This is a genomic window from Thalassospira sp. SM2505 (genome assembly GCF_054901115.1).
In genome coordinates, this window is the sequence record NZ_CM142731.1 from 162875 (window position 1) to 177347 (window position 14473).

The 14473-nt window shown below is 52.6% G+C and carries 11 protein-coding genes; 3 read left to right on the forward strand and 8 right to left on the reverse strand.

The genetic code is table 11. From position 1 onward, the window contains the following. Window positions 1-18: 18 nt before the first annotated feature. Window positions 19-519, forward strand: a complete 501-nt coding sequence (locus tag ACTU44_RS00755; protein WP_114096201.1) for a MarR family winged helix-turn-helix transcriptional regulator — start codon at window positions 19-21, stop codon at window positions 517-519. Continuing rightward, complete coding sequence (locus ACTU44_RS00760) at window positions 516-1730, forward strand: glycosyltransferase (protein ID WP_462096410.1); 1215 nt, start codon at window positions 516-518, stop codon at window positions 1728-1730. Before ACTU44_RS00755 ends, ACTU44_RS00760 begins: the two co-directional genes overlap by 4 nt. A 123-nt stretch (window positions 1731-1853) precedes the next feature. Here the strand turns inward: ACTU44_RS00760 and ACTU44_RS00765 are convergent, their stop codons facing one another. From ACTU44_RS00765 to ACTU44_RS00800, 8 genes are all read right to left on the reverse strand, one after another. Next, window positions 1854-2525 (reverse strand): histidine phosphatase family protein, encoded by a 672-nt coding sequence (locus tag ACTU44_RS00765; protein WP_462096411.1) that lies wholly within the window; start codon window positions 2523-2525, stop codon window positions 1854-1856. Window positions 2526-2602: 77 nt separating this feature from the next. Next, window positions 2603-3727: an ABC transporter ATP-binding protein gene (locus ACTU44_RS00770; RefSeq protein ID WP_220150259.1), complete on the reverse strand. Its 1125-nt coding sequence runs from the start codon at window positions 3725-3727 to the stop codon at window positions 2603-2605. Beyond that, entirely contained in the window at window positions 3724-5454 is a 1731-nt protein-coding gene (locus ACTU44_RS00775) for an ABC transporter permease (RefSeq protein WP_114096204.1), read from the reverse strand. The genes ACTU44_RS00770 and ACTU44_RS00775 overlap by 4 nt, the downstream gene beginning before the upstream one ends. 152 nt (window positions 5455-5606) lie before the next feature. Then, on the reverse strand, window positions 5607-6953 hold the full coding sequence (locus tag ACTU44_RS00780) for an extracellular solute-binding protein (protein WP_114096205.1): 1347 nt from the start codon (window positions 6951-6953) through the stop codon (window positions 5607-5609). A gap of 212 nt (window positions 6954-7165) precedes the next feature. Continuing rightward, window positions 7166-8524, reverse strand: coding sequence for a sigma-54-dependent transcriptional regulator (locus tag ACTU44_RS00785; RefSeq protein WP_462096412.1), 1359 nt, complete (start codon window positions 8522-8524; stop codon window positions 7166-7168). Beyond that, on the reverse strand, window positions 8521-10530 hold the full coding sequence (locus tag ACTU44_RS00790) for an ATP-binding protein (protein ID WP_114096207.1): 2010 nt from the start codon (window positions 10528-10530) through the stop codon (window positions 8521-8523). The genes ACTU44_RS00785 and ACTU44_RS00790 overlap by 4 nt, the downstream gene beginning before the upstream one ends. Beyond that, the gene (locus tag ACTU44_RS00795; RefSeq protein WP_462096413.1) at window positions 10527-11864 is read right to left on the reverse strand and encodes an ABC transporter substrate-binding protein; all 1338 of its coding nucleotides are present in this window, start codon (window positions 11862-11864) and stop codon (window positions 10527-10529) included. Before ACTU44_RS00795 ends, ACTU44_RS00790 begins: the two co-directional genes overlap by 4 nt. Window positions 11865-12393: 529 nt before the next feature. Continuing rightward, window positions 12394-12861 carry a very short patch repair endonuclease gene (locus ACTU44_RS00800; RefSeq protein WP_462097425.1) on the reverse strand — a complete coding sequence of 156 codons (468 nt, stop codon included), beginning with the start codon at window positions 12859-12861 and terminating at the stop codon, window positions 12394-12396. A 91-nt stretch (window positions 12862-12952) separates the two neighbouring features. Here ACTU44_RS00800 and ACTU44_RS00805 point away from each other — a divergent pair, with 91 nt between their 5' ends. Then, on the forward strand, window positions 12953-14446 hold the full coding sequence (locus ACTU44_RS00805) for a DNA cytosine methyltransferase (RefSeq protein ID WP_462096414.1): 1494 nt from the start codon (window positions 12953-12955) through the stop codon (window positions 14444-14446). Window positions 14447-14473 lie beyond the last annotated feature (27 nt).

The following is a 14473-nucleotide window of genomic DNA, read 5'->3' on the forward strand; positions in this document are numbered from 1 at the left end:
GATAACGGATCGAACACCATGACCGTCACTCATCTTGAACTGGCAAATACTGTCGAGCGCATTTATCGACGATTTGCAGACTTGCTTCGGGTTGATCTGATTCGACTCGGTAAAGATGACATCAGCCCCGCACAAGTGGCGCTGTTATTCACAATTGGCGATGATGAACTCTCTGTTCGCGATCTTCTTGATCGCGGCCATTACATGGGTTCGAACGCTTCCTATAACCTCAAACAGCTTGCTGAGTCGGGCTATGTTGAACGGCAGGTAATGGCACGTGACAGACGTTCTGCACGGATCAGGCTTGCCCCCAAGGGTCGTGAATTGTGCCGTGCCCTTCATGAATTTCACGAAGAATATCACGACGCGCTGGCCAACAATCTTGAAGACCAGCAGGAAATGGAAACAGCCCTGCGAACCTTGCGACGCCTTGAGGAGTTCTGGACCCAGACACTTCGATATGGCGGTGTGCCCATCAATGGCATGATTGAAGTAAACGAGGTTCGAAACCGTCGATGAAAATAGTCTTCGTCCATCGTCATGGACCGGGACAGTTTGTTCATCTTGCCTGCCATCTGGCCAATACCGGATGGCAGGTTTCCTTCCTGTGCGAAGCAATGAATGTTCGACTGCCTGGCATCCGCATCCTCCGGCAACGCGTCACGCCACCGGCACCGGCAACACCATTTGGACAATATCATCAGGAAGTCGGTCTCAGGGCAGCGACCACCCTTGATGCGCTTGTTCGCGAAGAAGGACCGCCCGATATCGTTTACGGGCATATCGGATGGGGCAGCATGATGTTTGCCCGCGATGTGCTGCCGGCGACACCGCTGATCGGTTATTGCGAACATTACTATCATGCCAAGGGCCGGGATGTCGGGTTTGACCCGAATGATCAGGTTCCCCTGCAAAAGCGCACGCAATTACGCCTGCGCAACCTGGCCCAGCTTGCCTCTCTTGATCACCTTGATGCGGCGATCAGCCCGACACACTGGCAAAAATCGGCCTTTCCAACTGCCTATCACCACAAGATCGGCGTGTGCCATGACGGGATCGATATCCATCGATGCCGTCCGAATGCACAGGCCAGCTTCACATTGCCAGATGGCCGGGTTCTTACGCCCAAGGACAGGGTGATTACCTATGTCGCGCGCGATCTTGAACCCTATCGCGGGTTCCCGACCTTTATGCGTGCCGCAGCCAGACTTGCAAAACGCGATCCGTCGGTACAGTTCGTCGTCGCCGGGGGCGATGGCGTCAGTTACGGACAGGTGCGCCGCGACGGGCAGAAATGGCGCGATGTCATGATGGCAGAAACCGGCCTTGATCCGTCACGCATCCATTTTCTGGGCCAGATCAGCCATGACCAGCTTGTACGGGTCTATCAGATCAGCGCCGCACATATCTATCTGACATATCCGTTTGTGCTGTCATGGTCCGCACTTGAAGCCATGGCGTGCGGGGCATTGCTCATCGCATCGGATACCGGCCCCTGTCACGACATTATCAGCGATCAGCAAAACGGCCTTCTGACCGATTTCTGGGACAGCGACAGCCTTGCCGAAAAAATGGCGGATTGCCTTGAGAATCAGGAACAGCTTGCGTATTTGCGCGAAAATGCGCGCAAGACAATCACAAACCGGTTCGAATTGCACAAATGCCTGCAAAGACAAACCAGCCTGATTGAAAGAATGGTCGCGGGAAAGGTCGGTGCTGGAAGTACTTGATCATCTCAATATTCCCTGCTGCACCGATCAATCATGCTATTTGGCCCAAACGATGATGTGAATATACGGTGTTCAAGACGCCGAACCTCTGGCATCCGAAAACCACCCGAAAAGATACTGATTTTAAATCTGGACGGTCAGGGCTATGGAATTCAGGTCGAATCTTTTGGTCAACTCTATCGGCATCACGCATTCACGAGCATTAGAGTCACTGAGCAAATACGACGTTGTTTGCGGTTCACGGTATGCATCCATTTCCATCTTCGAAGCCCTAACATAAAGCCCGCGAATCAAACGAAAACACCCGCTGTGGGTAACAACCACATGTGGTTGATCGGTAGAGAGCCGGGCAAGCCAGCGCTCAATTCTTGCGCAAAGCTGACTTTTGCTCTCTCCTCCGGGGACCTCATAGTCCCATAGATCGCGCTGGTGGGCGCCAAACTCTGCTGGACGGGTCCGGGAAACTTCCGACAAAGTCATGCCTTCCCATGCACCATAATTACGTTCCGCAATCGCATCATGACTTTGGAATTCCGAATACCGGATTCCCCAGGAATCAGCGAGGATCGAGGCTGTCTGGCGGGCGCGACCAAGCGGACTGGAGATATAACTGACGGTGCCGGTTGCAGACAACTTTGTCCAAATGTCACGCGTGTTCTCTGCAACGGCGCAAATCTGGCGAAAACCGTTCAGGGTCAAGGGGGTATCCTGCCCACCTTGCAAGCGTCCTTCGATGTTCCACTGGGTTTCACCGTGGCGGATAAGCAGAATGGTCGGGAGTTTGGTTTCAGACATTTTCTAATCTTCGTGAAGCGGGTCATGAAAAATGGGCACTGAACGATCATGACGTTCAGTGCCCCGGCTTTTCGAAATCAGTCGCGGATCAGAACCGCCTGAGCAGGATCAAGCTTCAAGATAACCTGTTTCCCCTTTTCCATCCGCTTCTGGCCACGCGTGTGGCGTTCATCGACCAACAGTTCCTGTCCATTGACATCAACGGCATAACGTACCATTCCGCCGAGGAACTCGGCCGATACAACCGAGCCCGACAGGGGGTCTTTCGTACTGTCGCTGCCAAACTCGATACTTTCGGGACGCACCACCAACCGTGCCTTGCCGGTTGCTTCGTCTGCACTGACGGGAATGCGAAGGCCGGCACCGCAATCGAAGCTCCTGCCATCCGCAGACGGGACGACCTCGCCTTCGAGGATGTTTGCCGTGCCAAGGAACTTTGCAACAAAGCTGTTGGCCGGATTGTCATAAACTTCATCGGGGCGACCGATTTGCTGAACCACGCCATCTGCCATTACCGCAATACGGTCACAGATGGTGTTGGCTTCTTCCTGATCATGGGTCACGAAGATGGTGGTAATGCCAAGACGACGTTGCAGTTTGAGCAAATCCTGACGCATCTGCACACGCAGGTTGGCATCAAGATTTGAAAGTGGTTCGTCAAGAAGCAGAACGCGCGGCTCAACCACGATGGTACGTGCAAGTGCAACGCGCTGCTGCTGCCCGCCCGAAAGCTGTGACGGGAAACGTTCGGCATAATCACCCATGCCAACCAGTTCCAGCGCAGCACGGACTTTCGGGCCAATCTCGGATGCCGGGACCTTGCGTTCTTCAAGGCCAAAGGCAACGTTTTTGGCAACCGTCATATGCGGCCAAAGTGCATAGCTTTGGAACACCATGCCGACATTACGCTGCCAGGGAACGGAACCGACAATATCCTGACCATCCAGTTTGATCTGACCTTTAGGGGTCGGACCAAATCCGGCAATGGCACGCAACAGCGTGGATTTACCCGAACCCGACGGCCCGAGAAAAGCAAAGAATTCGCCTGGACGAATGGCAAGATTGACCCCTTTGAGAACTTCGGTATTACCGAATGACAGGGAAAGATTTTCAATGTCGATCTGAACCGGTGAGGTTTGCATCGTGGTCATGGTGTCGGCCTCCGCGCGACGATTATTGGAAGGATTGCTTGTGACGGTCATGCGACGTCCCCTGTGGCTTGTTCCATGCTGCTGCGCTGTTGACGCGCACGGTCAACCATGCGGTGTGACAGATAGGTCGCCAGACCAACAATGATCACAGCCATGACACCCAGTGCCGCACCCGGACCACGCCCGGCAGCCGACTGCATGAACAGATAAAGTCCATAGGCAAGCGGTGCGTCATTTTCAGTCGAAACAAGCATGATGGTTGCGGAAAGTTCCACCGCTGCGGTCGAGAAGCTGGTGACAAAACCGGCGACAAGGCCGCTTGCCATCAGCGGTACAACAATGCGTCGAACTGTACGGAACTTGGATGCACCAAGGTTTTCCGATGCTTCTTCAAGCGACGGGGAAACCTGCTGCAAGGCAGCGGTGCAAGAACGAAGCGCATAAGGCAAACGGCGCACAGCAAGGGCAATAACAATAATCCCCCACCAGGTTGCCATTGGCTGATCGGTGAATGGCATATTCACGCCATAGAACACACGCAGATAACCGATACCAAGCACGACGCCCGGAACCGCAAGGGCCGAAACCGCAAGGTAATCAAGCCATTTACGACCAATCACATTGGTGCGCATCACCACATAGGCAATCGCCGTTCCAAGAACGATATCAATAACCCCGGCAAGACCGGCATAGATCAGTGTGTTCTTGATAAAGGTCCAGGCAGAGGTAAATGCCGTGCCATAGTGGCTGGTGGTGAAGCTGTCGGGCAGGACACTAAAGGACCAGACAGAGCCGAATGACAGCAGCAACAAGCCCAGATGCGGGGCCAGAACGATCCCCAGGATCGAGAAAATCACAACATAGCAAAGGATGGCTTCATGTGAGCGCAGATCGCGCTTGGAAAGGCCACCACCGCCTTTTTGCGTGGTCGAATAATCCTTGCCGCGCATGCCAAGGAACGCCACCCACATCGCAAAGACCGAGAAGACGATCAGGATACAGGAAATCACATATCCCATCGGGTCAGAGATACCGATCGACGAAATACGCAGATAAGCCTGCGGGGCCAGCATGGTGTTGACGTTCAGCAAAAGCGGCGTCCCCAGATCGTCAAAAACCTTGACGAACACCAGCGACGCACCGGCGATATAGCCTGGCATGGCCAGCGGGAAGACAATTCGGCGGAACAGACGGAAGCCGCTTGAACCCAGCATCTGGCCTGCTTCTTCCATCGAACGGTCAATGTTCTGAAGGCTGGCACTCAGATTGATCAGGATGAACGGGAAATAGTGGATCGACTGAACAAAGATGACCCCATTCAGACCTTCCATGAAGGGAATGTCGAACCCGAACCAGTCGCGCATCAAAAGGTTTACACTGCCATTCGATCCAAACAGCAACTGCATGGCCACAGCACCAATAAAGGGGGGCATGATGAGTGGCACAAAGGCCAGCGTCTGGATAATGACCGAACCGGAAAAATTGAACCGGGTCGTGAAATAGGCCAGTGGCAACGCAAATGCCGACGCAAACACGACAGACATGCCCGACACATAGACCGAGTTGAAGAAGGACTGGCGGAAAAGCGAACTGTTAAAGAAGTCCTGGAAGTTCACCATCGTGAACGAACCGCTGGACGGGTCCTGGAATGCCACCTGAATAACTTTCAGGACCGGCACCAGAAGGAATGCCCCAAGGAACAGGACCACAATCCCAGCGACCATGTATGGACCAAGCGAAGAAAAACGCACCGGTCGCGCAATAGCGGCGGAGGACATGAGTATTCTCCAATGTCGGGAAATTAGGCCCCTGCCAGAGAGGTCAATGTGATGAAATTCTCTGGCAGGGAGGGTGAGCATCATGCAGGCCCCGCGCATACCCCCAGCGGCTGCGTGGTGGCGCTACATGACACCAGGGAGGTCAGTACAGCCTAGAACATGAAGCGAGCCGTATTCGCGAGCTCGGCTGCTTTCTGATAGTTCTGAACAATCTGGTTGTCCCATTCCTGCTCGATCTCAGCCTGACGGCCTTCGACCTTGTCTGTCTGCTTCTTACGCTTGGTTTTGAAGATCGCAGCAAATTCAGGATCATTTGCCTTTGCTTCGTCAACCGGAAGCGTATGAAGAAGTGCCTTGGCTTCGGCGATCAGCTTGGTTGCCTCGGCATTGGCAGAACCGTTTTCAGCCAGGGCAACTTCGGCTTCCTGGATGGCAACAACTGCTGCACGCAGGTCTTCCAGACGATAGGTCACCATCACGTCGAACAGCGAGTTCACAACGTTATAGCGACCCTGCGAAACTGCGGTGTCAAATTTGACTTCGGACTTGATCGAGCCGTCAAACGGGTTCGGCAGGCCCTTCGGTGCGTTTGCATAAACGCTTTTATTGACCGGAAGACGCATGATTTTCGGATCGAACAACAGGCCCTGACCGGTTTCAGACATCAGGAAGTCGATGAATTTCTTGGCCGGTTCGCTATTCGGGGCGTTGTTGATCACACCAATGTTGGCCGGAACAAGTGCGGTGACGCTCGGATAACGGAAATCAACCGGGAAGCCCGATGCCATCGACGAGAAACCGAAGAAGTCGATAACGATACCGATGCCGAATGAACCGCTGTTCACGCCGTCCGGCACGCCAAAGCTGCGCTCGGTGATGGTTTTGGCATTACCGGAAATATCGCGGATGGTCTGCCATCCTTTTTCCCACCCTTCGCCCTGAAGAATGGTTTCAATCGTCAGGTGCGTGGTACCGGAACGCGACGGCGCAGAAATACCGACATGACCGTTATAGACCGGTTTTGCCAGATCTTCCCATTCGGTCGGCTCCGGAAGTTTGTAGGCGTCCATGTAACGTTCGTTCCACATGAAGCCATAACCCGACAGGGCAAAGCCGGAATAGTAGCCATCCGGATCGTTGATCGGGTAACCGTTCAGTTCGCTGGCAACGCCGCCGACAGATGATTCATACTTCGCCAGAAGGCTGTTTTCTTTCAGCACCTCAAAAGCATCCGGTGCCGACGCCCAGAAGATATCGGACTGGTTGTTCTGTGCCGTTTCAATCAGATACTTCACGCCTGACGAGGTGCTTTTATTGACGACCTCGACGGAAATCGACGGGTTTTCCTTCATGAAGGCATTTTTGAAAACGTCGGTCAGGTCAGACGGAAACGACGTAACAATGACAAGCTTGTCGTCGGCGGCATGGGCCGTCGCTGTGGCAAGCATTGCCGCGATCGCAACACCTGTCCCCAGGTGGCGCAGAGTCTTGTGAACCATTTTAGACACTGGTTCCTCCCTATTTGGTTGTTCATTGACCGACAATGTCGGTAACCAAACAAGAGCAACGCCTATGCCAGAACACGCACTTTCCGCATGTTGCTATAAATATCTGAAAAATATGGGAAATTTTAATAACCCCCAGCATACCAAAATACTATTTGGGTCAATATTGACACATTTTCAAAAAGTCACGTGTCACAAACGACCCGTTATTCGGTGCTGGAAAATGTGCGTTTGTCGATCGTGTGGTACTGCATCCGAAGGTACAGTTTCTTGCGCGGGATCGACAGATAATCAGCGGTTTCCTGAACCCGTCCGCCACAACGCCGCAAGGCAGATACAATGACCTTTTTCTCAAAGGCATCAATCTGATCCGGCAATGACATGACCCCGCTATCTAGCGGATCGGATACCATCCCGGCATTTTCGAGCTGCAAGGCATAGCGTTCGGCTGCATTTACCAGTTCACGCACATTCCCTGGCCATGACTTTCCACGTAGCTCGTCAAGATTGATCTCGCTGATTTCCGGGATTGTCAAACCGTGCTTGCGACAGGCCTTGGTCACGTAGTGCACAAACAAAAGTGCGATATCATCCCCACGTTCTCGCAAGGACGGAATGGTCAGGGATGCAACCGCCAACCGATAGTAAAGATCAGCACGGAACCGTGTTTCCTCGGATGCCAGTTCGAGGTCTTCCTTGGCGGCAGCAACCACACGTACATCAATCTTGATCTGGGATTTGCCGCCAAGCCGTTCAATCACCTGCCCTTGCAAGGCACGCAAAAGCTGGGTTTGCTGGCCAAGCGGCATGCTTTCAATTTCATCAAGGAAAAGTGTTCCGCCGCTGGCCTGTTCGAGCTTGCCGATACGGCGACGATCAGCACCGGTAAACGCCCCGGTTTCATGACCAAACAACTCGCTGGCAATCAGGTTTTCGTTCAGGGCACCACAATTGATCGCGATGAACGGCCCATCCTTGCGCGGTCCCAATTCATGTAATGCGCGGGCAACCAGCTCCTTACCGGTACCGGTTTCTCCATAGATCACCGTGTTGACATCCGCCCCGGCAACGACCGCAATTTGCGCGCGCAGACGCTCGATTTTCGGGTGGTTGCCCATGATGTGGTTTTCGATCTTGTAACCGTCCGGACTGCTATTGCTCAGACGGCGGTTCTCCAGAACCAGCCGGCGGAGTTCGGCTGCACGCGCCATAACCGCAAGCAAAGTGTCAGGGTCAGCGGGCTTTTCGATGAAATCATAGGCCCCGGCTTTGACCGCCTTGGTTGCCATTGGAATATCGCCATGCCCGGTCACGATAATAACCGGGATTTTCGGATCAATGCGTTTAACCGCATCCAGCACGCCAAACCCGTCCATACCCGGCATTCGCAGATCTGTCAGGACCACACCCGGCCAACCTGCATCCAGGGTCGCAATTGCCGCCGCCCCGTCTTCGAACGAATGCGGAGTGAAGTCATTCAAATGCAGGGTTTCTTCCCAGGCACGGCGAATTTCAGCTTCGTCGTCAATCAGCAGGACAGGTGGTTTTACACTGTTATCGGTCACGTTTTAAACAGCTCCACAGTTGCGGTCGTCCCACCCTGATCACCGGTCCCCGGCAAGACCTGCAAGCGGCCACCGAGGTCACGAATGATGTTGAATGAAATCGACAATCCAAGCCCCAGCCCCTTGCCCGGTGGCTTGGTCGTAAAGAAGGGTTCAAACAGTTTATCACTGACTTCCTGTGCAAATCCGGTGCCATTATCCACCACCGAAATGATCGCCCGACGGTCGGTTTCACTGATCACCAGATGCAAGGTCGGCGTTTCCTGATTTTCCACCGCATCAATCGCGTTACTGATCAGATTGACCAAGACCTGTTCAAGCTTTGCCGGATCGGTCAGCACATGAACCGGGCCTTCGGGATAATCACGAACAAGTTTGATATTGCCCCGTGTCACCCGCTCGTCAAACAACGACAATGCGTTTTCCAAAACCTCGACCGCGCTATGGCGTGTGACGGCTTCTTGCGGTCGACGGGCAAAGCTTTTCAGATGGTTTGATGTCTTTGAAAGACGTTTGACCAGCCTGTCGATATCTTCCAGTTTTTCGCGGCATTTTTCGATTTCGCCACGCTCCAGATACAGTTCGGCATTGTGGTTATAGGAACTGAGGGCGGCGAGTGGCTGATTGAATTCATGGGCGATACTTGCAGATAACTGCCCCAACGCAGCAAGTTTGGCTGCCTGCAAAAGCTCAGCCTGGGTTTCGCGCAAATCCTGCTCGGCCTGATGGCGCAAGGCAATTTCGTGGCGCAATTCACTGTTGGTTTCCTGAAGCACCTCGGCATGGGTTTCAAGTTCCTGGGACTTGTGACGGAACAATCGCACCGCATCAGCAAGCTGTCCGATCTCATCCTTGCCATCAACCAGAACCCGGTGCGCAAAATTACCGTCGGCTATGATCTGCATGGAAGACAAGACACGCATCAATCGCTGCAACAACTGCCCACGGATAAAGAACACCGAAAACAGGATCAACAATACCACAGTGGCAACACCGGCAAGGACACCGAACAACTGCCCGTTTCGCACTTCCTGTTTGATCTGAAGCGATACACTTTCTGTCCGCTGACCGCTTTCGCGCACCGTATCGGCAACAAGCCCGCCCAATGCCTCAAGCAAGATGGCACTTTCATTCTGAAGCTGGGTATTTTGACGGCGCAACGCCGTTTCACGCAGCTTCAATTCAAGCAGATCACGCGGACTATCCCCATAAGATGCAATTTCACGCCAAATCTGAAGCAGGGTGATGGAACTGCTGTTTTGCTGCAAAGCTGGAAGATTTTCGTTGGCCTCTGTAATGCTTTCCAGAAGCCGGAGCCGAAGTTGTTCAATCGCCCCGAAGTCATCTTCGCCAACCGCGCGCAACATCAAACCGACAATCAGATTACACGCTGCGTGCAAACGACCAAGTGCCTCGGTGAAACGAACTTCGTTGATGACTGCATCGGCCTGAATTTCCTGTCCCGGTGTCGCAAAGCTGCGATCAATTGCCGATGTCACGTTAAAATTGGCATCAATCAGCAAGGGATCGACTTCAAGCAAGAAGTCACTATGCAGCCGGTTGATCCTTGCCACCTGTCGGCCCAGATCGTCGCGCATGGTGAATTTGCCCGCGACATTGGCATCAAGCTTTTCGACATTGCTCATCAAGGCATCCAGCAACCCCGTCAGCTTTTCAGTCAGTTCCGGCGCATAGATTGCAAGTTCGTCGCTGAGCTGTTTCAGGTCCCTGAAATGGCCTTCCAGATTGTTAAGGGCCTCTTGTCGACCATATTGGGTCGTGGCACTGCCTAAACGCGGGGTATCAACCCTGATTTCCTGACCGATCTCGGCAAAGCGGGCACTGGTCGCGGTAACCGAAAGATTTTCCGATGCCAGATCAGCAACTGTCTGGCTGACGCCGCCCAGTGTCAGGTTGGAAATCACGGTTGCCATCACAGAAACACTGGCGATGACAAAAATCGACAAGGTCAGCTTGGATTTGAGACTGTTCGGACGCCACTTCATTTCACTGCGCCCGTATCAAGATGGCTTTGAAACGAGTCCATTCGCGCAATCAATTCACGGGCCGATTTGAAACGCTGACTGAAATCGTTTGACCAGCTGTCCTGCACGCGAAGCCTGCCAACGACCGAGTTTTCCGATGGAATGGCATCGGAGAACACCCGTTCAAAACTGTGTTCATTGGCCATAAAGGCCGCAACAGGGACAGTTTCCAATGCGTCGCGTACGGCACTTAACAATGGTTTGGTCGCATCAGACTGGGCAATCACCGGAGTGGCTTCCAGCCGACGCAACGATTGCCACAGTTTCCGAAGCTCAAGCAACCGATGCGTGATCATGTCATCATAAAGCGCATTGACCACCGCCATGCGCCGTGCGGCCAGTTTCAGGTCAAGCCCCTGTGCCGGATTGTTTTCAGACGGTGAGAATCCCGCCTGCGGCCACAATTTCGGATCAATCGGGATACGCCGGATTTCGGGTTGCAACAGCAATCTCTGGGCAGCATCACCACGCAGGAAATCAACAAATTCAAGGGACCGCGCATTTTGTGCCCCCAGTCCTGTCACCGCCACACTGGCTGGAAAATACCAGCCGGGAGAAAAGGACTGAAATGACAAGGCATCGCCTGTTTGCGGTTCAGACTGGGCCAGAAAATCAATTCCGATCCCGTATCGGAACCGTTTGCGTGCAACACCATCGCGGACCCCGAAACTGCGCGCAGTGACCGTGGCCAAGTTCCCGCCAATTTGCGACAGCAATGCCCATCCATCCTGCCAGCCATATTGTTGCAACAGGCTTTCGACAAAAAGGTGGGTGGTGCCGCTGCGTGATGGTGAACTCATGCCCAGCAGACCGTAATAGTCCGGTGACGCCAGATCGGCGATTTCAATTGCCGTGCTTCCAAACGGCTGATCCGCCCCAGACATCACTCCGATCGTCGAAAGTGCAAAACCAAACCGTGATCCGTCAGGTGCATCTGGTTGAATACCACCACCCCCAATCGGTTTTGATACCTTTTCGGGGAATCTGGCCAAGGCATCTTGCTGGTCAAGAAGCTCGAACGCGACAGGTGAACTGGCCCAGACAATATCGGGAACCGGTCGGCGGTTTTCGCGTACATGGGAGATCAGGCCAATAGTGTTCTTGTTCTGAACGCATACGCCTTCTGTGCCCGTTTGCTGAACAAAAAGGTCAATAAACGGCTTGTAGAATGACGACGGATAGGACGTCAGAATGCTCAGTTCACACGCATCCGCCTTACCGTATGTCGCAAATGCCACGATACCGGCAACCAGTCGGACCACAGCGCGAAACGAAATCGCTGGCCTCAAACGCATTGCGTTATTTTCCACGGATCAACGACCTTTGGGCCTGTTGTCCGCGCCTCCCGAATTGGTATTTGTTTTTATATTTTCCGACGGGGCAATACCCCGCCTGACGAGCAGATACTATTCAGGAAGCCACTTCATGGCGACCTTTTTTGACGACTTGGAGTTCGAGGGAGATTCTTCGGACCAGGTTATCAGTCCATATCCCAAAAAAAAACCATGGCTGCAAAAGTTCACAGCCATGGTTCCAGTTTTATGCGTCAATTCACACAAGATGTGAATTGACGCATAAATCCAGAAACTCAGACCACCGTTTGCCAACGAAACCTCGAACTTTGCGACACATTATGCTGAAAAGGTTTGAAGCATAATCTTGGAATTCTCTCTATTCCTTATAAAATTCATAAAATCAAATACTTACAGCATATCCAATTTGAGAAAAACGCTACAAATTTCGAAGATTATGTGTCGAATTCACTTGTAGTGTAATCTTGTTATGCATCGAACCGGATATCACGCTCCAAGATACTCATTGAGGCTAGCGTTGAGTATAGCCTTTCTGAGGAGCACCTAATTCGACATGCTGTTTAGCAGTTTGGCTTATGAAGCTAGCTAAGTCATCGATCAGCTCAAAATCAATCTTTGTCCCAATAGCACACTCCCATACAATTGCAGTGCGCCAACCCAAGTTATGCAATTCCTCTATCGCTGTTTTATCTCTCTTGGTATTGGCCGCAAATTTCTTAGTCCAGAAATCAGTGTTTGTTGCCGGTGTCGTCGCTTTCTTACAGTCCGGATGACGATGCCAAAAGCAACCGTGCACGAAAATCACAACTCGCCACTTCGGCAGCACTATGTCCGGTGAGCCCGGCAACAGACGTATATTGAGTCTGTAGCGATAGCCCACAGCGTGCAGTGCTTTTCTCAGCATAACCTCTGGTTTCGTGTTTCTGCTCCTGATGCCAGACATCATTCTGGAGCGTGTTTTAGAGTCAACTATATCCATGATTTCACAAACATAGCGCAATCAAGCTTATTTTCCACCTGGTGACACTTGGTGAAACCTGGTAAAAGGCTCGACATTATGGGGAGAAACGATGTCCAAAGATTTTGCCATCATTGATTTGTTCGCCGGGCCAGGAGGGCTGAGTGAAGGATTTTCAAGGGCAGGACGCGACAAGGAAACCCCAATGAAGACCCATCTCTCAATCGAGATGGATGACCATGCAATTCAAACGTTGCGACTGAGGGCCTTCCTGCGGTCCTTTGATCGATTTCCTCAAGAATATTATGTCGCTCTCAATAGTGGTCTTGAGCTTCCTGACTGGGCCGACCTCTATCCCAACAATTGGAAAGTTGCAGCTAAGGAGGTACGTCAACGCGTCTTGGGGAGCGACGGTGTATTCGAGGAACTAGCGACCGAACTAGACCAAGTGCGCGAACGTCATCACGGCGATACAATCTTGATCGGAGGACCTCCCTGCCAAGCATATTCGTTGGTTGGAAGATCGAGAAATCGGGGCAAGGCAGGTTACGTTCCCGAGGATGATAATCGGCATTTTCTATATCGCGAGTATGTGCGCATTCTAGACCGGCTTCGCCCTGCGGCCTTTGTGATGGAAAATGTTAAGGGGATGCTCTCGAGCCAAATTAATGGCGGTCGGATTTTCAGCAAAGTCCTCGATGATCTTGAGGAGGCGGGAGACGGGTACCGTTTGTTACCGCTCGCAACTTCCGCCCCTCTCGATGGCTGCCGAGCTTCGGCCAAAGACTTTCTGATACGGTCAGAAGACTTTGGAGTTCCCCAAGCCCGCCATCGAGTTATCATTCTCGGAGTTAGGGTGGATCTCGCTCAACGCCTGAAACTCGACGGTCCACTTCTCGGCGCCACCCAAAAGCAAGTGGACGTGGGCACCGCAATTGACGGACTTTCACCGCTCCGCAGTGGACTCAGCCGTGGCGATACAACAGAAGCTTGGAAAGCTGCTGTTCGTGAACAGGCTATACGCATTGCCAGAGCTGGAAACACTCCAGAAGAAGTAAGGAATATCGCTCAAAGGATTTCTTCTGCCACCAAATTGCCTGAAGCAAGGTCAAGTCGCGAGAAGGCGATTGCTGGCAATATGCCAAAACATCTCCTTAGGTGGTTCGATGATGAACGACTTCGGGCAACGCTGCATCATGAAACCCGAGGACATATCCCGGAAGATATCGGTCGCTACCTTTTCTCTTCCGCTTTTTCCAGCTCGTACTTACGTTCCCCGAAACTGGACGAGTTTCCAGATTTTTTGCAGCCGGCTCACAAGAACCGTGATTCTGGCCATTTTTCCGATCGTTTCCGCACCCAACTGAGTGGACGCCCATCGACCACTGTCACAAGTCACATATCCAAGGATGGTCACTATTTTATCCATCCCGATCCAACCCAGTGCCGTTCACTCACCGTAAGGGAGGCAGCCCGGTTGCAAACATTCCCTGACAACTATTTTTTCTGTGGGCCGAGAACCAAACAATATCATCAAGTAGGTAACGCGGTACCACCGTACTTGGCTTGGCAAATAGCTAAAGCGGTTTACAAAATCTTGAGATGAAGAAAACCCAAACGTTGGCCTAATCAG

Bases quoted from the DNA above. Each gene is read 5' to 3' on its own strand.
- ACTU44_RS00800 (WP_462097425.1), bottom strand. From the start codon at position 12,861: ATGGATATAGTTGACTCTAAAACACGCTCCAGAATGATGTCTGGCATC.
- ACTU44_RS00765 (WP_462096411.1), bottom strand. From the start codon at position 2,525: ATGTCTGAAACCAAACTCCCGACCATTCTGCTTATCCGCCACGGTGAA.
- ACTU44_RS00755 (WP_114096201.1), top strand. From the start codon at position 19: ATGACCGTCACTCATCTTGAACTGGCAAATACTGTCGAGCGCATTTAT.
- ACTU44_RS00780 (WP_114096205.1), bottom strand. From the start codon at position 6,953: ATGGTTCACAAGACTCTGCGCCACCTGGGGACAGGTGTTGCGATCGCG.
- ACTU44_RS00775 (WP_114096204.1), bottom strand. From the start codon at position 5,454: ATGTCCTCCGCCGCTATTGCGCGACCGGTGCGTTTTTCTTCGCTTGGT.
- ACTU44_RS00760 (WP_462096410.1), top strand. From the start codon at position 516: ATGAAAATAGTCTTCGTCCATCGTCATGGACCGGGACAGTTTGTTCAT.
- ACTU44_RS00795 (WP_462096413.1), bottom strand. From the start codon at position 11,864: ATGCGTTTGAGGCCAGCGATTTCGTTTCGCGCTGTGGTCCGACTGGTT.
- ACTU44_RS00770 (WP_220150259.1), bottom strand. From the start codon at position 3,727: ATGACCGTCACAAGCAATCCTTCCAATAATCGTCGCGCGGAGGCCGAC.
- ACTU44_RS00805 (WP_462096414.1), top strand. From the start codon at position 12,953: ATGTCCAAAGATTTTGCCATCATTGATTTGTTCGCCGGGCCAGGAGGG.
- ACTU44_RS00790 (WP_114096207.1), bottom strand. From the start codon at position 10,530: ATGAAGTGGCGTCCGAACAGTCTCAAATCCAAGCTGACCTTGTCGATT.